The 15,035-nt window shown below is 44.5% G+C and carries 19 protein-coding genes; 12 read left to right on the top strand and 7 right to left on the bottom strand.

What is annotated here, in order from left to right; all coding sequences use genetic code 11:
* Nucleotides 1–2: 2 nt before the first annotated feature.
* Nucleotides 3–521 carry an RNA polymerase sigma factor gene (locus SGRA_RS02680; protein WP_014373608.1) on the bottom strand — a complete coding sequence of 173 codons (519 nt, stop codon included), beginning with the start codon at nucleotides 519–521 and terminating at the stop codon, nucleotides 3–5.
* Nucleotides 522–1,142: 621 nt separating this feature from the next.
* Here SGRA_RS02680 and panD point away from each other — a divergent pair.
* From panD to SGRA_RS02655, 4 genes are all read left to right on the top strand, one after another.
* Nucleotides 1,143–1,490 carry an aspartate 1-decarboxylase gene (gene panD, locus SGRA_RS02670; RefSeq protein WP_014373606.1) on the top strand — a complete coding sequence of 116 codons (348 nt, stop codon included), beginning with the start codon at nucleotides 1,143–1,145 and terminating at the stop codon, nucleotides 1,488–1,490.
* Between the two features lie 24 nt (nucleotides 1,491–1,514).
* Nucleotides 1,515–2,663, top strand: coding sequence for a lysylphosphatidylglycerol synthase transmembrane domain-containing protein (locus SGRA_RS02665; protein ID WP_014373605.1), 1,149 nt, complete (start codon nucleotides 1,515–1,517; stop codon nucleotides 2,661–2,663).
* 7 nt (nucleotides 2,664–2,670) lie between these two features.
* Nucleotides 2,671–3,489, top strand: coding sequence for a TatD family hydrolase (locus SGRA_RS02660; protein ID WP_014373604.1), 819 nt, complete (start codon nucleotides 2,671–2,673; stop codon nucleotides 3,487–3,489).
* Between the two features lie 71 nt (nucleotides 3,490–3,560).
* Entirely contained in the window at nucleotides 3,561–4,481 is a 921-nt protein-coding gene (locus tag SGRA_RS02655; protein ID WP_041329453.1) for a terpene synthase family protein, read from the top strand.
* 114 nt (nucleotides 4,482–4,595) lie between these two features.
* Here the strand turns inward: SGRA_RS02655 and SGRA_RS02650 are convergent, their stop codons facing one another.
* Together SGRA_RS02650 and SGRA_RS02645 are read right to left on the bottom strand one after the other, a co-directional pair.
* Nucleotides 4,596–4,961 (bottom strand): DUF7793 family protein, encoded by a 366-nt coding sequence (locus SGRA_RS02650; RefSeq protein ID WP_245538623.1) that lies wholly within the window; start codon nucleotides 4,959–4,961, stop codon nucleotides 4,596–4,598.
* A 145-nt stretch (nucleotides 4,962–5,106) separates the two neighbouring features.
* On the bottom strand, nucleotides 5,107–5,538 hold the full coding sequence (locus SGRA_RS02645; RefSeq protein ID WP_041329818.1) for a DUF7793 family protein: 432 nt from the start codon (nucleotides 5,536–5,538) through the stop codon (nucleotides 5,107–5,109).
* Between the two features lie 310 nt (nucleotides 5,539–5,848).
* Between SGRA_RS02645 and SGRA_RS02640 the strand changes: the two genes are divergently transcribed.
* The 3 genes from SGRA_RS02640 (at nucleotide 5,849) to SGRA_RS02630 (ending at nucleotide 9,303) form a co-directional block, all read left to right on the top strand.
* Nucleotides 5,849–7,543, top strand: coding sequence for a PHP domain-containing protein (locus SGRA_RS02640; protein WP_245538622.1), 1,695 nt, complete (start codon nucleotides 5,849–5,851; stop codon nucleotides 7,541–7,543).
* A gap of 90 nt (nucleotides 7,544–7,633) precedes the next feature.
* Nucleotides 7,634–8,335 (top strand): alpha/beta fold hydrolase, encoded by a 702-nt coding sequence (locus tag SGRA_RS02635; protein WP_014373599.1) that lies wholly within the window; start codon nucleotides 7,634–7,636, stop codon nucleotides 8,333–8,335.
* A 158-nt stretch (nucleotides 8,336–8,493) separates the two neighbouring features.
* The gene (locus SGRA_RS02630; RefSeq protein WP_014373598.1) at nucleotides 8,494–9,303 is read left to right on the top strand and encodes a lysophospholipid acyltransferase family protein; all 810 of its coding nucleotides are present in this window, start codon (nucleotides 8,494–8,496) and stop codon (nucleotides 9,301–9,303) included.
* A 226-nt stretch (nucleotides 9,304–9,529) separates the two neighbouring features.
* Here SGRA_RS02630 and SGRA_RS02625 read toward each other — a convergent pair whose 3' ends face one another.
* On the bottom strand, nucleotides 9,530–10,318 hold the full coding sequence (locus SGRA_RS02625) for a hypothetical protein (protein ID WP_014373596.1): 789 nt from the start codon (nucleotides 10,316–10,318) through the stop codon (nucleotides 9,530–9,532).
* A 57-nt stretch (nucleotides 10,319–10,375) separates the two neighbouring features.
* Here SGRA_RS02625 and SGRA_RS02620 point away from each other — a divergent pair, with 57 nt between their 5' ends.
* The 5 genes from SGRA_RS02620 to SGRA_RS02600 are packed head-to-tail and all read left to right on the top strand — an operon-like array spanning nucleotide 10,376 to nucleotide 12,541.
* Nucleotides 10,376–10,792 carry a DUF7793 family protein gene (locus SGRA_RS02620; protein ID WP_148268247.1) on the top strand — a complete coding sequence of 139 codons (417 nt, stop codon included), beginning with the start codon at nucleotides 10,376–10,378 and terminating at the stop codon, nucleotides 10,790–10,792.
* 4 nt (nucleotides 10,793–10,796) lie between these two features.
* The gene (locus tag SGRA_RS02615) at nucleotides 10,797–11,213 is read left to right on the top strand and encodes a DUF7793 family protein (RefSeq protein WP_014373594.1); all 417 of its coding nucleotides are present in this window, start codon (nucleotides 10,797–10,799) and stop codon (nucleotides 11,211–11,213) included.
* Between the two features lie 51 nt (nucleotides 11,214–11,264).
* The gene (locus SGRA_RS02610; protein ID WP_041329452.1) at nucleotides 11,265–11,678 is read left to right on the top strand and encodes a DUF7793 family protein; all 414 of its coding nucleotides are present in this window, start codon (nucleotides 11,265–11,267) and stop codon (nucleotides 11,676–11,678) included.
* 1 nt (nucleotide 11,679) lies between these two features.
* The gene (locus tag SGRA_RS02605) at nucleotides 11,680–12,096 is read left to right on the top strand and encodes a DUF7793 family protein (RefSeq protein WP_014373592.1); all 417 of its coding nucleotides are present in this window, start codon (nucleotides 11,680–11,682) and stop codon (nucleotides 12,094–12,096) included.
* A gap of 28 nt (nucleotides 12,097–12,124) precedes the next feature.
* Entirely contained in the window at nucleotides 12,125–12,541 is a 417-nt protein-coding gene (locus SGRA_RS02600) for a DUF7793 family protein (RefSeq protein WP_041329817.1), read from the top strand.
* A 2-nt stretch (nucleotides 12,542–12,543) separates the two neighbouring features.
* Here SGRA_RS02600 and SGRA_RS02595 read toward each other — a convergent pair whose 3' ends face one another.
* From SGRA_RS02595 to SGRA_RS02580, 3 genes are all read right to left on the bottom strand, one after another.
* Nucleotides 12,544–13,104 carry a peroxiredoxin family protein gene (locus tag SGRA_RS02595; protein ID WP_014373590.1) on the bottom strand — a complete coding sequence of 187 codons (561 nt, stop codon included), beginning with the start codon at nucleotides 13,102–13,104 and terminating at the stop codon, nucleotides 12,544–12,546.
* 2 nt (nucleotides 13,105–13,106) lie between these two features.
* Complete coding sequence (locus SGRA_RS02590) at nucleotides 13,107–13,787, bottom strand: tetratricopeptide repeat protein (RefSeq protein WP_014373589.1); 681 nt, start codon at nucleotides 13,785–13,787, stop codon at nucleotides 13,107–13,109.
* A 584-nt stretch (nucleotides 13,788–14,371) separates the two neighbouring features.
* A complete protein-coding gene (locus SGRA_RS02580; protein ID WP_014373586.1) occupies nucleotides 14,372–15,031 on the bottom strand; it encodes a response regulator transcription factor in 660 nt (219 codons plus the stop codon).
* Between the last annotated feature and the right edge of the window lie 4 nt (nucleotides 15,032–15,035).

The raw sequence follows: 15,035 nt of genomic DNA, 5'->3' as shown, positions 1-15,035 counted from the left end.
GCTTAGTTTACTAGTTTTCTCAATTCGCGAAGCCCAATGCGCACTCTGCTTTTTACGGTGCCCAGCGGGATGTTTAGTTCTTCGGCAATTTCTACCTGCGTATAGCCGCCAAAATACGCCAACTCAATTACCTTTCGATAATCTTCGGGCAGTTGTTTGACAATTTCTTTCAGGCCAATTGTATTCACATTCAATTCCGTTTTCCCAATTTCAACGCCCTGTTCTAGGCTATTGGTCTTATGATATTGATGTTTATAGGCATTGGAGCGATAGACATCTATGGAGCGATTTCGAGCAATTCGTAGCATCCAACTGAGCAAACGGCCCTTTTGGGCATCGTAGCGGTCAATGTTTTGCCAAACCTTGACAATTACCTCTTGTAATACGTCTTGGGCAAGGGGTTCGGATTTTACAATTTTGAGAATTGTTCCATATAAGATGCCAGAATAGCGCTCATAGAGAAGCTCCATTGCCGCCTTATCCCCTTTCTTGAGGCGCAGTATTAGGCGGTCTTGTTCCATGTTATAGCTGGTATTTGTAGACAAAAGATTCGGATGTAGATGAGGAAATCGAAAGGGGGAGCTTTGTTCTTGCGCTTTTAAGAACGTAGCTTATCCTTAAATGTAAGCATTTAGAGGCAGAACATTTTTTTTGAATGAAGGTTTTGGGAAAATAAAAAGAAGCAAAAGAGCATATTAAGCTAATAAAGTAGATGGTTTTTTGGGGCTGCCGCTACGCCCTTCGGTTGTCGAACTGGCGCCCCTTTGGGGCTGGTTGTCGCTTTGCTCGGGTCGGGCTGTTTATTCCCGTTGGTCATCGAACTGGCGCCCCTTTGGGGCTGGTTGTCGCAGCTCGCTGTTACTTGCTTCGCTGCGTCGGCTCCCGTTGGTCGGGTCGCTCGGCCCTGCAGCCCTGCGGGCTTTGGTCTGGCCTTCGGCCCCTGCTGCCCATCCCTCAGCCGCGTCTCTGCGCTCCTTTGCGGCGGCTTTGCCGCCTGCTAGACGCAAAAAAATGGGCCGTAAAAAACAGAAGAACAGCTTAAATTGAAGAATTTCTTTATTCCTGCCGATAAAGTTTCGTAATTTTGCCCCCTCAAAAGTGCCTAGGCGCTTAATTTAAGAAGAATCAACGACTTGAAGATTATGCTGATACAGCGATTTAAATCTAAAATTCACCGTGCTACGGTGACCGAAGCAAACCTCAATTATGTAGGGAGCATTACGATTGACGAAAGCCTAATGAAAGCCGCCAACATCTTGGAGGGCGAAAGAGTGCAAATTGTCAATAATAATAATGGCGCTCGATTAGAAACTTACGTTATTAAGGGCGAGGCTAATTCTGGTGTAATCTGTCTGAATGGCGCAGCGGCCCGTTTGGTCCAACCTGGCGATGTGGTGATTATTATTGCCTACGCCTACATGACGCCTGAAGAGTCAGCCAGTTTTGAACCTACCACCATTATGCCCAAAGAAGGTAACCGCCTACCCTAACCCCCCTTTAATTAGTACTGCTTTATGGCCGAAACGAAGAAGAATTCCCCCCTCAAAACCTTTCTCCAATTCATTCTATTTCTGGCCGTGGGCCTTACTATTTTATACTTTGTCTATAGCAATCAAGAAGCCGCCTATCAGGCCGAATGTGCTTTTAAGCTAGACTATGATTGCGAGGGCAAATGCGAACACAATAGCTTATTCGATAAGCTGATTGTCGATTTTGGGAGTAGCTCGCCCTTTTGGTTGTTTTTGGTTTGCTTAGCCTTTATGCTGAGTAATGTTAGCCGAGCCTTGCGCTGGAAACTCCTGATTGGGCAGCTAGAAGATGGGCGCTACAACATCAAATGGTATAATGCCTTTTGGGCCACTATGGTCGGCTATTTGGTCAATTTGGCTCTGCCTAGAGCAGGCGAGTTGGCCAAACCTGCTACTTTGGCCCAATATGAAAAGCTGCCCTTGGATAAACTTTTAGGGACCATTGTAACCGATCGCATTATGGATGTGGTTATGCTTCTTTCTATTATTGGCCTGACCTTTTTACTCCAATTTGAACAGCTCTACAATTTCTTAATGGGCAAGACCAAGGCAGAGCTCATCTGTGCAGAAGAACTGCCCTTAGTCGAGGCTAGCGATAACAGCTGGTTAATTTGGTTGTTGGGGGGAGGCGCCTTGGCGGGCGTTTTGGTCCTTATTCTAGGCTTTATCTTTCGCAAACAACTATTGCAGCTTCCTTTAGCGCAAAAGGTCTGGGGAATGGCCCTCAATTTTTGGGCGGGCATCAAAACCGTCTTTTCGCTCCGCCGCCAAAAACTCTTTTGGTTTATGTTTCATTCGGTAGTCATCTGGTTGATGTACTTTCTGATGACTTACCTCTGCTTTTTTGCCTTTGGTCCCACCGCCCATTTAGGGCTAATGGCGGGGCTATTGGTCTTTGTTTTTGGCGCCTTCGGCATCGTTATTCCTTCTCCTGGTGGAATGGGCACTTATCAAATTGCCGTTACTGCTGGACTCGTTATTTATGGCGTTGGCCGAGCCGATGCTTTTGCTTTTTCCAACATTTGTTTTTTTACCATCAACCTATTTTGTAACATAGGTTTTGGCCTTTTGGGTTATCTGTTGTTGCCTTTGCTCAACAAAAATTATCAGCCCAGTTGGACCAAAGAAAAATAATCAAAAGATGCAAAATTTAGGGCTTATTGATACCCATGCACACTTATACTCCGATAAATTTGAAGAGGACCGCAGCGAAATGATGCAGCGGGCCTTTGATGCTGGCCTCAGCCATATTTTCCTGCCCAATATAGACAGCAGTTCTATTGAGCCTATGTTAGCGCTAGAAGCTGCTTATCCGCAGCAATGTTTTGCGATGATGGGCCTACACCCTTGCTCGGTTGGTAAAAATATGGAGGAAGAGTTGGCCTTGGTAAAAAACTGGCTAGAAAAGCGTCCTTTTGTGGCCGTAGGCGAAATTGGATTGGATTATTATTGGTCTATGGAGTTTGTAGAAGAACAAAAAGAGGCCTTCCGCAGACAGTCGCGTTGGGCCATGCAGCTCAATTTGCCCATAGTTATCCATGCCAGAGATTCTATTGATGATTTGATTGAATTGGTGGAAGAACTGCAAAAAGAGGGGCCCTTAAGAGGTGTTTTTCACTGTTTTACGGGAACCTTAGAACAGGCCCAAAAAATTATTGAGCTTGGCTTTTACCTTGGCTTTGGTGGGGTGCTTACCTTTAAAAAAGCGGGTTTGGACCAGCTTATTCCGCATCTGCCACTTTCTAAAATTGTTATAGAAACAGATGCACCCTATCTCAGCCCCACTCCTAAAAGAGGCAAACGCAACGAAAGCGCCTACCTCTTATATGTGGCCCAAAAAATGGCCGATATCAAAGGTATTTCATTAGAAGAATTGGCCCAAACCCTAAAGACCAATAGCTTAGCACTGTTTGACCTTTCTGTTTTGGAGGATAGAATAGCTTTCAAATCAGATCTATAATAAATTTAAATGCTATAATTAAGAGTAAACTTATGTATAGTTTCCCCCCTCTTTATTCTAACAGTCTAAAAATGAGTTTAAAGGCTTATGCCTTATTTCCTCAAAGAGCAAAGTTATTGATAGGCGCAGCTGATTTAGCTCAAAAATTAGGAATAAAAACTAGTGCTTATTCTTCTCATCATGATTTTATTCCTGACCTTTACCCTAAGGCCAGTTATCAGCGCTTATTAGATGTAACCATCTTTTTTAATACGCTCTACTATTTTGATAATATCTTTGGAGAAGATTGCTTTGCTGATTCGGGCCTTAAAAATAAACCTGAGTTAAATCAATTTTTGCAGCTTTGGAAAACTGCCGACTGGAAGGAATCTCCAATTATTGAGGTAAATAATTTTGCCCAAGGTTTATTACAGTTTCGTGAGCGATTATTAAGACATAGTACAACAGACTTTTTTTATCGCTTTAGTGAAAATCTATACCTTCACTTAAAAGAGGCCTTATGTCCTAAGGGCCAAGATGATCTGCAAGAATATATTATCTCTCGACGCTGGACGAGTGGGATGGATGTAACATTAGACTTATATGAATACACGCATAATAGCTATTTGTCAGCTTCTTTATTAAGCAATGCTAAGATTCAAAGGTTAAAGTATTTGGTTAATATACATGCAGCTTTGTCAAATGACTTATTCTCTTATCCAGCAGAAGAGGGCTCTGTCTTCAACTTAGTTGCTGTTTTGTCAACTAAATTGCTGAGCAAAGAAAAAGCTTTAGAAGAGGCTGTACAACTTGTGAATTCTTTTGAAGAAGAGTTTAGTGTTCTTTATGCTAGAAAAAAAGAGATTTTGGCTGAGCTTCCCTTAGTAGATTATGGACAGGCAGAAGAGTATATAGATTGGTTGGCACATGCAATGGGCGCTTCCTATATCTGGCAGGTTAATACCAACCGCTATAAACATCCTCAACATTATTTTGAAGATATGCGGCTGTAGATGTTTAAGTAGGTTCAAGCTCTTGTTTCTGTCGAAACTCTAGATTTGATTTTTTATTTAGCCAAAAATAAAAAAGAAGGGGGCTGTCGATTCATCGACAGCCCCCTTCTACTGCTAGCCATTTCGTTGTGCTAATAGCCATTCTATTGCTTTTTCTTCATTAGGGAAGATTTTGATCGGGTAGGCTTGCTTAAATAGGCCCATAATCATGCTGCCCATCATGCGGGCTAGAAAGTTGGGGGCGACTAAGGCGTAGGCCAAAATATAGTCATCTACTTTTTGGCCTTCTGGGCTTTTGGCCAAATCGCGGGCCTCTTTAGAAATTTTAGACATACTCGTCAGATTGGAAATGACGAGTATTTTTCTCCCTTGCTGCTCAAAAACTTGCTTTTGTAGGTTGAGAGCGAAACGAGCTTCTTCTAGGTCAATTTCTGTAATTTTTGCTTGCATCATCACTGATGCGTATAGCAAGGATATCATGCTCAATTAACCAAAAAGAGAGCTGCTTGGATTGATCTATCTTTTTTGCCATAATGGTCTGCTGTTAGTTGCTATCACAGCTTAGGTGTAAAATTGGCATTTAGGGAGTCATAGGTGATCACAAAATAAGTTGTAGAATAAAGATTTAAGTACTAGCTTCTTGGTCATTTCTTTGTTCTAGCAGCCAGTTAATGGCTTTTTCTTCAGAGGTAAACATTTTGATGGGATAGCTACGTCTGAATATTCTACCAAACATATTGCCCATCATTCGGTTCAATCTATTGGAGGCAATGAGAGCGTAGGCTAGGGTATATTGGTTAATAGCTTGGCCCTCATTACTTTTAGCAAACTCTCTAGCGGCTTTATTGATCTTAGAGAGCTCGCCGAGGTTGCCAAGGATTAACAACTTTTGGCCTTGTTCTTTATATAAGCGCTCTTGGACCATGAGGGAGTGGCGGGCATCTTCGGGCCCAATTTCCTTTCCTCCATCTTTATCTACCAAGCGAATAATGAGTATGTTGCGTTCTTCTATCCAAAATTCAAATTGGCCAGATTCATCGATTTTTTTTGCGTTCATAATTGTACTTTGAGTAAATTTAATGTTTTTAGCGATTTTTTTTAATGTTGCTACGGCAATCCCATGATTTTTAATTGGTTCTAACCCAAATAGGTCCTGTAGGCGGCGAAGCCGCCGCAAAGGCGCGCAGCGCCTCGGCTGAGGGATGGGAGCAGGGCCGCCGAAGGCGGCAGACCAAAGGCTTTTGTAGCGAAGCGAAAAAGCCTGCAGGGCCGAGCGAGCAGCGAGCTGCGGACAGCCCGACCCGCCCGCAGGGCGGGGCAGCCCCAAAAAATAAACAAAATGGGCATTTGAACAAAAAAACTGTATTTTGGCCTCAACAAAAGCAGAAAAAATGACCAATAAAGCCATAGCCGATCAGTTTAAATTATTAGGGGCCTTGATGGAATTGCATCAGGAAAATCCTTACAAAATAAAGTCCTATAAAACGGCCTATCAGAATCTGAGGAGGGTAGATGAACCCTTGGCCGAGATGGAAAAAGCCGATTTGAAAAAGATTAGGGGAATTGGCGATGCGATAGCGGATAAAATTATAGAATTGCAGGAAAAAGGCGAGCTGCGTCTGCTGCAAGAGTATAAGGCCAAAACGCCCAAAGGCATTGTTGAGTTGATCAATATCAAGGGCTTGGGAACGAAGAAATTACTGCAACTTTGGCAAGAACTGCAAGTAGAAACACCTGGCGAATTGCTCTATGCCTGCCAGGAAAATCGCCTGCTTAGTCTGAAGGGGTTTGGCGAGAAATCGCAGCAGAATATTGCTGCGCAACTACAGTATTATTTTCGGAGTTTGGACCAACACCGTTGGGCCGAAGTAGCCGATGAGGCCGAAGATGTATTGTTGGACCTCCAAGAGGTTTTTGGGGCCGAAAATGTAGCTTTGACGGGGCCTTTTCGCCGTGAAATGCCTGTGGTAGATGCATTAGATTTTCTTATTGCCGACTTTGATGGGGCGCAGCTAGCCGCCGCCCAACTTTTTGATGATTTGGCCCCTAAAGAACCCAATTTGCCCTCTTATTGGCAGGCACATTCTAAGGAAAGTAATATTTTGCTGCGCTTTCATCCCTGCTCTAAAGAGCGCTTTGGCTTGGGGCTTTTACAATCTACAGGAGGGGTTGATTTTTTTAGAACTCTTAGAGAACAAGAAGATTTGGAGGCTTGTGTAGGCCTTTCTGAACCCGCCATTTTTGAAAAACTAGAGCTACCTTTTATCTGGCCTAGCCAAAGAGATGTATCTAAAATTTATTGGCGGGCCAAGGCGGGAAAAATTCCGCCTGCGATTGAGCAAAGCGACATCCAAGGGATGTTGCACCTGCACTCTACCTATAGCGATGGGGCCAATAGCTTGAGCGAAATGGCGGAGCATATTCGCAGTCTAGGCTATGCTTATATGGGCATTACGGACCACTCTCCATCTGCTTTTTATGCCAATGGCCTCAAGCCCGAAAGAGTAAAGGCCCAATGGAAGGAAATTGATGAACTAAATGCCAATTTTTCGGATTTTCATATCTATAAAGGCATCGAATCGGATATTAAATATGATGGCAGTCTAGATTATGAGGCCGATATATTGGCGGGCTTTGATTTTATCATCGCCTCGGTGCATAGCCATTTAAAAATGAGCAAAGAAAAGGCGATGGAGCGTTTGCTCAAGGCCATTGCCAACCCTTACACCCATATGTTGGGCCATCCTACGGGCCGCTTGCTACTTTCTCGTCCGGCTTATCCTGTAGATCATGCTTTGTTGATAGAAGCCTGTGCAAAATATAATGTAGCCATAGAAATCAATGCCAATCCCTTGCGCTTAGATTTGGATCATCAATGGATACCCTATGCCTTAGAAAAAGGCGTAAAATTGGCCATTAACACCGATGCACACCAACTCAGTGGCCTAGATCATATTCGTTATGGTTTGCAAATGGCCCGAAAAGGATTGTTGCCAAAATCGGCCTGTATCAACTGTTTTAGTCCGAGCGAATTTGCGGCTTGGTGCAAACAAAAAGGCTAATTTTGATATTTAAGAACTAAATTGCATCTTTGAGTTTACATTAAGTTAACATCCCCCCGATTCCCTAGGCCCCACCAAACTAGCTAACTTATGAAAATATATTGCGTTCCAGGCCTAGCCAATGATTATCGAATGTTTGAAAATCTGGCCCCAAAATTACTCAGTCAAAATATTGAGTATTTGGAGCATTTGCCCCCTCAGCACCTCAAGGAGTCTATGGAAGAATACGCCCAGCGACTCTACAAAACCATTGAGGCCCAAAAAGAAGAGGATGCGGTGATTATCGGCATGTCATTAGGCGGGATGATTTCTGTTGAGCTCTCTAAATTGCGTCCTTTTACCAAGGTGTTTCTCATTTCTACCGTAAAACATCCGGCCGAAATGCCCTGGCAAATTAAACTGGCCCGTCGGCTGCCGCTCGATAAGGTTCGTTTGCCGGCTTGGTTGCTCCGTTCTACCGTAAAACCTGTTACTTGGATGATGGGCGTGACCAATTCTGACGGCAGAGAGCACATTAAAGCCATGATTGATTCGGCCGACCCTCAGCATATTGCCTGGGCTCAATATGCGGCTGCCAATTGGCAAAATGATTTGATTCCCGATAATTATGTGCATATTCACGGTAGCCGAGACGAGATTTTTCCGGCTTATATGGTCAAGGCCAGTCATTTTATTAAGGGCGGCAATCATTATATGATTATGGACCGAGCCGATGAGTTGGCGCAGATTATCAACCAAGAACTAGCCAGTTTAATGGGCCAAAAAGCGTTGCCTTTTTCTTCTATGAAGTAGGGGCCTCCGCTGCGGCCTAACGGCCTTGCGGCGCTACGTTTCGGGGCTCGCTGTTCGCTCGGCCCTTTGGCGGCAAAGCCGCCTCGGTCTGGCCTTCGGCCCCCCCTCCACATCGCTAGGCCGGGCGGCTTCGCCGCCCTTTAGATCCAAAAAAGCGTATGAATTACGATTTACCCCCACCTAATGAGGCACAAATCCGCTGGATGGAGCGTTTGTTACAGCCTTGGAACTGGTTGACGGAGCCCGTCTATTTATCTACCTACAATATTCCTAAAGATGGGCCAGTATTATTTGTGGGTAACCACAGCTTGATGGGGGGATTGGATGTGCCTTTATTGGCCTTACATCTTTATCAGGAGCATGATATTTTTCTGCGTATTTTGGTGGATCATGCTCATTTTAAGCTCCCATTGCTCAGAGATTTTTTGGCTCGTTTGGGCGAGGTAGAGGGAACGCCAGAAAATGCCCTAGCCCTAATGCGGCAAAAGCAGTATCTTTTGGTTTATCCTGGTGGCGCCAGAGAGGCCTTCAAGCAAAAGGGCGAGGCCTATCAGTTATTGTGGCGCAACCATTTGGGGTTTGCCCGTTTGGCGATAGCTGCTGGCTGTCCCATTGTGCCTTTGGCCACGGTGGGGGCAGAAGAATGCTATGATATTGTTTTGGACCGAGAGGAGCTTTTGCAAACGCCTTTGGGCCAAATTATGGAGCGTTTTCGCTTGCGCAAAGACTTATTGCCGCCTTTGGTTAAGGGATTGGGGCCTAGTTTTTTGCCCAAGCCCCAGCGTTTTTACTTTAAGTTTGGTCGCCCTATAGATAGCCGTCCCTTTGCCGAGCTGGGCGAAGAGGCAGGGCCTTTGGCCCTGCGCGATCAAGTGAAATTGGCCCTAGAAAAAGAAATTGCCGAGCTGCAAGAGTATCGAAAAATAGACCCCAAAAAAGAATTTTGGCGAAGAATACTGCCCTTTTGATGGAGCGCAGCGGCCTGCAGGCCGCTGCGCTCTTTCTGTTTCAACTCATTTTGGCTGAGGGATGGATAGCAGTGGCCGAAGGCCAGACCGAAGCCCGCAGGGCTGAAGGGCCGAGCAGACTTGCGAGCTGCGACAACCAGCCCCTATAGGGGCGCCAGTTCGATGACCAACGGGAATACCCAGCCCGACCCGGCCAACGGCCGGGGCAGCCCCAAAACAAAAAAAACTAGCGTCTAGCAAAAAGGAGTAAATAAAGTGGGCCTAAAAAGTGGGGAAAACGGACCAAAAACTCGGAAAAGTAGAGGGTGAAATCGCCTAGGTCCAAAAAGGCGTAGCTATTGGCTAGAGGGCGAGCAAGGGCGGTGATTAGTCCCCAAGAAAAGCAATAAATTAGGCCTAGATTTCGGCTTTTGGGCCAAAAGAGTAAGGCTACGGCCAAAACATCTAAAAGGCCCATGAAAAATAGAAAATCCTTGGCTGCTGCGGCAGAGAGATGCAGAAAACTCATGCAGTAATTTAGCCAATCGACAGGGGGAGGGTAGAGCCCTAGGGCATAGCAGGCATGGGCCGTAAAGCAGATGCCCGTGGCCCATAACAACCACTTTTGGCGAGCAGTAAGCACAAAGAGCAGTGGCCAGCAAACTTGCAGACTATACTCCCAAAATTGGGGAGCTTGTAGGTTTTTGCTCAGGGCAAAAAGTAGGGCCAAAAAAAGCAAGCTCAGGCTGGCGGTATAGGCTAAAAATCGTTGTTTAAAGAAGGGGAGGAGCAGGGCGCAAATGCTCCAAAAAATAGCCATTCCCCAACTAAAAAAGTTGATATAATCTTCTTGAAAAAAAAGGAGATAGTCCTCCTCACTAAGGAAAGCTTGCCAAATGGTTTGATTCCAGAAAAAGGCTCGCCAAGGTAAATCGGCAAAAGCGGCCTGCCAGCTACGGCCCAAGAGTAGGGCCAAAATTCCTATAGAAAGCAAGTAGTTGGAAAAAATTGGAGCAGGCTTTGGTATAAGTTGCATACTGCGGTCATTTTTTGCGACAAAATAGTTAGTTTTGTTGTATATAAACAAAAGAATATGAACCCAAAAGACGAACAGGTTGACTTGACTGCTGGGCAGGTTAGCTACTTAGCTGACCGTCGTTTGTTTAGTATTGTTGTCGCCCCCACTAAGATTTCTGCGGTAGAAGCTGCCGAATTTAAAACGACAATTCGGGCAATGGCCAAGGCGCAAGAACAGCCTATTTATGCTCTTTTTGATATTCGCAAAATTAAGGGCTTTAGCAAAGATGGCCGAGATTATTTTGCTCATGACCCCAAACCCATGGGCCGCTCGGCAGCGATACTAGTGGGCCTGGGTATTTCTAGAATTGTGGCCAACTTTATGTTAGGTATGAATAAGCCTCCTTACCCCATAAAAGCCTTTTCTAATCGAGAAAAGGCCTTAGATTGGTTGGAGAGCCAAAGGGAAAAAATTGATCCAGACTATAGCTAATATTATGGCAAAGAAAATAGACGAATTTGGCCAATTAGAATATTGGCTGTTGGATAATGGTATTTTAGAAATACGAACAGTTGGAGATAAGAATAAAAGCAAAGAGATTTCTTTGGAAGAAATTGCATATGGGGTAGAAGTTCAGCAACGTCTGCTTGAAGAAGAGCAACAAAAAATTATTCTGCTTGCAGAAATGTCGAGTATGTCTAAATTGAGTAAGTCTGCTAAGGACTTTTTAAAGACAGAAGAGGGGCGGAAATTAAATGATTTTACATTAGCAAATGCCTTATTAGTGAGCAATGCCTTTAGCCGAATGTTGGGGAATATGCTTGTGGGGATTGTGAAAAGTGATTACCCTGTAAGAATTTTTAGTGATAGGGAAGAAGCAATGAAGTGGTTGCTATCTTTTAGAAGGCCTTAGCGTGCTTGGAGAGTTAAATACGAAAAATTGATCCAGATTTTAGTTAGAACTATGGCAAAGAAAATAGACAGTTTCGGCCAATTAGAATATTGGTTGTTGGATAATGGGATTTTAAAAGTACAGTCAACTCAAAACTTAGCTAAAACTCAAGAGTTAAGCTTAGAAGAGATAAAACATTCTTTGGCTGTTCAGCAAAAGGTCTATGAAATGACCAGCAAAAAAGTACGCATGCTTGCTGATTTGGCTAGTATGTCTAAATTGAGTACAGAAGCTCGACAATATGGAAAAACAGCTGAAAGTCAAAAAGCAACGGAATGTGTTTTGGGCTATGCGCTTTTAGCAAGTAGTTTATTTAGTCGGATGACTGGGAATATATTGTTGGGGCTTTATCAACAAAAGTATCCAGTAAAACTATTTAAAACAGAGGAGCAAGCCATTGCTTGGCTACTCAGTTTGGAGGACTAAGATGGAAAAGAAAATAGACAGTTTCGGCCAATTAGATTTTTGGCTCTTGCCTGCAGGAATTTTAGATATTCGACCTGCTGTGGGCTTAGAAAAAAAGAGCCCACTAACTTTAGCCGAAGCTAAAAAAATAGAAAAGGTTCAAGCAAAATATCATAAAGAAAGTGGACGGTCTATCCGTTTGATGGTTCGTATAGATAATATGAGCAATCTTACTAAAGAAGCAAATGCCTTTTGGAAAATGCCTGAAGGTAAAGAGAATGACCCTTATACTTTGGGGGTAGCTTTGATTGCCAATAATTTAGTGGCTAAAATGTTGGGGACAGTGTTTTTGGCAATTTATCCAAGGGAGTATCCGACTAAGCTTTTTCAAAGCAGAGAAAAGGCCTTAAAATGGCTAGAAAGCTTGGAGGAATGTTAAATTACCCCCAATTCTAATTTAGATGGAAATGGAAAAGAAAATAGATAGTTGTGGCCAATTAGATTTTTGGCTGTTACCCGCAGGCATTTTAGAGGTTCGACCTGCTGTGGGCCTAGAAAAAAAGAGCCCACTAACTTTAGCCGAAGCTAAAAAAACAGAAGAGGTTCAAGCTAAATATCATAAAGAGAGTGGGCGCTCTATTCGCTTGCTGGTCCGCTTAGATAACTTGACAAATGTTGATAAGGAGGTCAATGCTTTTTGGAAAACAGCAGAAAGCAAACTCAATGACCCTTATACTTCGGGCATTGCTTTGTTGGCCAGCAATTTAGTTAGCAAGATGATGGGGAGCGTTCTTTTGGCGATTAACCGCCAAGAGTATCCCACTAAGCTTTTTCAAAGCAGAGAAAAGGCCTTAAAATGGCTAGAAAGCTTGGAGGAGCGTTAAGTCTACTCGGCCAAAGCCTTCCGAATAGCGGGCTTGAGTTCTCTATAGGTGTAGGTAGCGTCAAAGCTGCTGCTGCCTGTAAAGTATTCAATAACCTTCCCTTTTTTATCGATGAGAATATTGGAAGGGTAGGCCAAGACTTTATAGTTCTTGGCCACTTCTTTGGCGTCAAATAACAAGGGGTATTTGCTCTTAAATTCTTGGCCAAAGGCCTTTGTTTCTTCTAGCCCATCTCTAGAAAGGCCCAAAACGACTAGTCCTGCTGGCCCAAAATCTTCTTGTAGTTGGTTGAGGCTGGGCACTTCTACCTGGCAGGGCTTACAGTTTTTGAAGGAGAAGCTCAACAAAACGACTTTACCCGCATAATCACTGAGTTGCAGCTTTTTTCCCGCCAAATCTTGCAGTTGAAAATTGGCTGCTTTTTGGCCCAAAATGGCCTTTTTTTGATTCTCCAAATACTGAAGATATTCCATTTCTCCTTGCTCTGGATTGTTTTCGGCAAGGGGTTTTTTTGTGCTACAAGCCAAGCCTGTAAACAGCAGCGCAAAAATGAGCAGGCGCATAATTAGTTAGATTTAATCTGACAATATTGAGATTGGGCGCGGGCGGCTTTGTCTAGGCCCAAATTTTTGGCTTCTTCTAGGCAGCTGCAGCCCTTTTGGGCCATGCCCAATTGCAAAAGTAATATTCCTTTATAATAGAGGGCTTCGGACCAATTTGGCTGATAGCTCAGGGCCTGTTCATAGGCCATTAGGGCCTGCCGATAAGCCTGTTTTTGCTGCAATAATAGTCCTTTTTTTAGCCAAGCCTTGGGGTTGTTGGCCTGCAATTTCAAACTTTTATCCAGCTCCAAATAAGCCGCTTGATTTTGGCCCAATTGCAAGAGGGCCGTCGCACGATAATAGTAGTAATGCGCCTTATTATCAACAAAGCTAATGGCCGTATCTAGCTGGTTTTTGGCGGCCTCAAATTCCTCCAATTCCAAATAACAAAGGGCCTTATAATAAAACAAAATATCGCTCAATTGCCCTTCCTCATTGGCTTGCATGGCCTGCTCCAAGGCCACAATAGCCTGCCGATAGCGCTGCCCATCAAATTGAGCAATGGCCGTTTGCAAAAATGCCTCGGCTTTGGGCTGTAGTTGCAGCTCCTGAAGTGTGGGAAAGCTTTTTTGGCCCAAAAGGCTGCTAAAACTAGCGAAAAAAAGGCCTAAAAAAAGACCGTAGCGATAAAAGAAAGATAACATTTTGGTATAGTGATTTGGTAAATGCTGCTGTTTTTTTGGGGCTGCCCCTCGCCTTTGGCTCGGGTCGGGCTGTTTCGCAGCTCGCTATTCGCTCGGCCCTGCGGCGCTAAAGCGCCTTGGTCTGGCGCTTCGCGCCACTGCTGTCCATCCCTCAGCCAGATTTAATCGCGCTGCTTTGACCATGGTTTGCTATGAATTTTCTGCTAGGCCAGCTATTTTTTGAGGGCATAGCCTTCGCTATGGCTGATGAAAATAGGGCCGACTAGCGGGAAATTGCTGCAAACGATAAAAGTGAGTGCGTTTAAATCTGGCTATTGCCGTGGGCCTTCGGCCCTTTAAGAGCGGCATTGCTGCGCAATATTTTATCTATGAGGGCATCCCTCATAAATTAGAGGGCCGAAGAAAAGGGCCAAAAGCAAGAACAAAAGATGAGCGGCCCAGCGCTGCGGAGCGGGTGCGGCGAAGCCGCAGACCAAAGGCAGGCGTAGCCTGCCTGCAGGGCCGAGCAGACCTGCGAGCCCCGCAGCATAGCGGCGGCCAGCAAAGCTGGCCGCGGGCCCCAAAGCAAAAACTGCTCCTAGCCATTATTCATTATCCAAAATCTGATTATTGAGCGCAAAAACCACTAAGCCCGCCACATTTTTGGCCCCTGTTTTCTCGAGTAAATTGCGCTTGTGGGCATCTACCGTTCGTTTAGAAATATAGAGCTCGTCGGCAATTTCCTGATTAGAATACTCCTTGATAATGAGGGCCAAAACCTCTTTTTCTCTAGAAGTGAGCGGGGCGAGGGGATCAAAGCGAGAGCGTTTTTTTCGGTTGGCGGCACCCAAATTATTCATGACAATTTGAGTCACCTCGGCGCTATAAAAATTTTGGCCCTGATAGACCGCTCTGATGCCTTGCTTAATCTCTTGTTCGGTAGCGGTTTTGAGCAAATAGCCCTTGGCTCCCGCCTTAATCATCTCTTTAATATGTTGGTTTTCGGCCAGCATACTGAGGGCCAAAACATTGAGCTCGGGCAGCTCTTGGCTGAGGATCTGCGTGCAGCTAATGCCATCCATACCATCCATATTGATATCCATCAGGACCACATCGGCTGTGGTTTCCTTTAGTTTATTGATGGCCTCTTGGCCATCGGCCGCTTCGCCAACGATTTCGAAATCTTGGGCCTCTTCTAGGTGGGCTTTTATGCCGTCGCGAATGAGTTTGTGGTCGTCTACGAGGAAAACTTTGATTTTTTGCATAATA

Source organism: Saprospira grandis str. Lewin (assembly GCF_000250635.1).
GTDB lineage: Bacteria > Bacteroidota > Bacteroidia > Chitinophagales > Saprospiraceae > Saprospira > Saprospira grandis.
Note: the sequence above shows the minus strand (reverse complement) of the source record. Positions and strands in the feature narration are given on the sequence as shown.

What these genes read in the sequence shown, in the direction of transcription:
- SGRA_RS02580 (WP_014373586.1), bottom strand. Translation starts at nt 15,031, where the DNA reads ATGCAAAAAATCAAAGTTTTCCTCGTAGACGACCACAAACTCATTCGC.
- SGRA_RS02600 (WP_041329817.1), top strand. Translation starts at nt 12,125, where the DNA reads ATGGAAAAGAAAATAGATAGTTGTGGCCAATTAGATTTTTGGCTGTTA.
- SGRA_RS02615 (WP_014373594.1), top strand. Translation starts at nt 10,797, where the DNA reads ATGGCAAAGAAAATAGACGAATTTGGCCAATTAGAATATTGGCTGTTG.
- SGRA_RS02665 (WP_014373605.1), top strand. Translation starts at nt 1,515, where the DNA reads ATGGCCGAAACGAAGAAGAATTCCCCCCTCAAAACCTTTCTCCAATTC.
- SGRA_RS02680 (WP_014373608.1), bottom strand. Translation starts at nt 521, where the DNA reads ATGGAACAAGACCGCCTAATACTGCGCCTCAAGAAAGGGGATAAGGCG.
- SGRA_RS02655 (WP_041329453.1), top strand. Translation starts at nt 3,561, where the DNA reads ATGAGTTTAAAGGCTTATGCCTTATTTCCTCAAAGAGCAAAGTTATTG.
- panD (WP_014373606.1), top strand. Translation starts at nt 1,143, where the DNA reads ATGCTGATACAGCGATTTAAATCTAAAATTCACCGTGCTACGGTGACC.
- SGRA_RS02645 (WP_041329818.1), bottom strand. Translation starts at nt 5,538, where the DNA reads ATGAACGCAAAAAAAATCGATGAATCTGGCCAATTTGAATTTTGGATA.
- SGRA_RS02630 (WP_014373598.1), top strand. Translation starts at nt 8,494, where the DNA reads ATGAATTACGATTTACCCCCACCTAATGAGGCACAAATCCGCTGGATG.
- SGRA_RS02590 (WP_014373589.1), bottom strand. Translation starts at nt 13,787, where the DNA reads ATGTTATCTTTCTTTTATCGCTACGGTCTTTTTTTAGGCCTTTTTTTC.
- SGRA_RS02620 (WP_148268247.1), top strand. Translation starts at nt 10,376, where the DNA reads ATGAACCCAAAAGACGAACAGGTTGACTTGACTGCTGGGCAGGTTAGC.
- SGRA_RS02660 (WP_014373604.1), top strand. Translation starts at nt 2,671, where the DNA reads ATGCAAAATTTAGGGCTTATTGATACCCATGCACACTTATACTCCGAT.
- SGRA_RS02635 (WP_014373599.1), top strand. Translation starts at nt 7,634, where the DNA reads ATGAAAATATATTGCGTTCCAGGCCTAGCCAATGATTATCGAATGTTT.
- SGRA_RS02625 (WP_014373596.1), bottom strand. Translation starts at nt 10,318, where the DNA reads ATGCAACTTATACCAAAGCCTGCTCCAATTTTTTCCAACTACTTGCTT.
- SGRA_RS02595 (WP_014373590.1), bottom strand. Translation starts at nt 13,104, where the DNA reads ATGCGCCTGCTCATTTTTGCGCTGCTGTTTACAGGCTTGGCTTGTAGC.
- SGRA_RS02610 (WP_041329452.1), top strand. Translation starts at nt 11,265, where the DNA reads ATGGCAAAGAAAATAGACAGTTTCGGCCAATTAGAATATTGGTTGTTG.
- SGRA_RS02650 (WP_245538623.1), bottom strand. Translation starts at nt 4,961, where the DNA reads ATGATATCCTTGCTATACGCATCAGTGATGATGCAAGCAAAAATTACA.
- SGRA_RS02605 (WP_014373592.1), top strand. Translation starts at nt 11,680, where the DNA reads ATGGAAAAGAAAATAGACAGTTTCGGCCAATTAGATTTTTGGCTCTTG.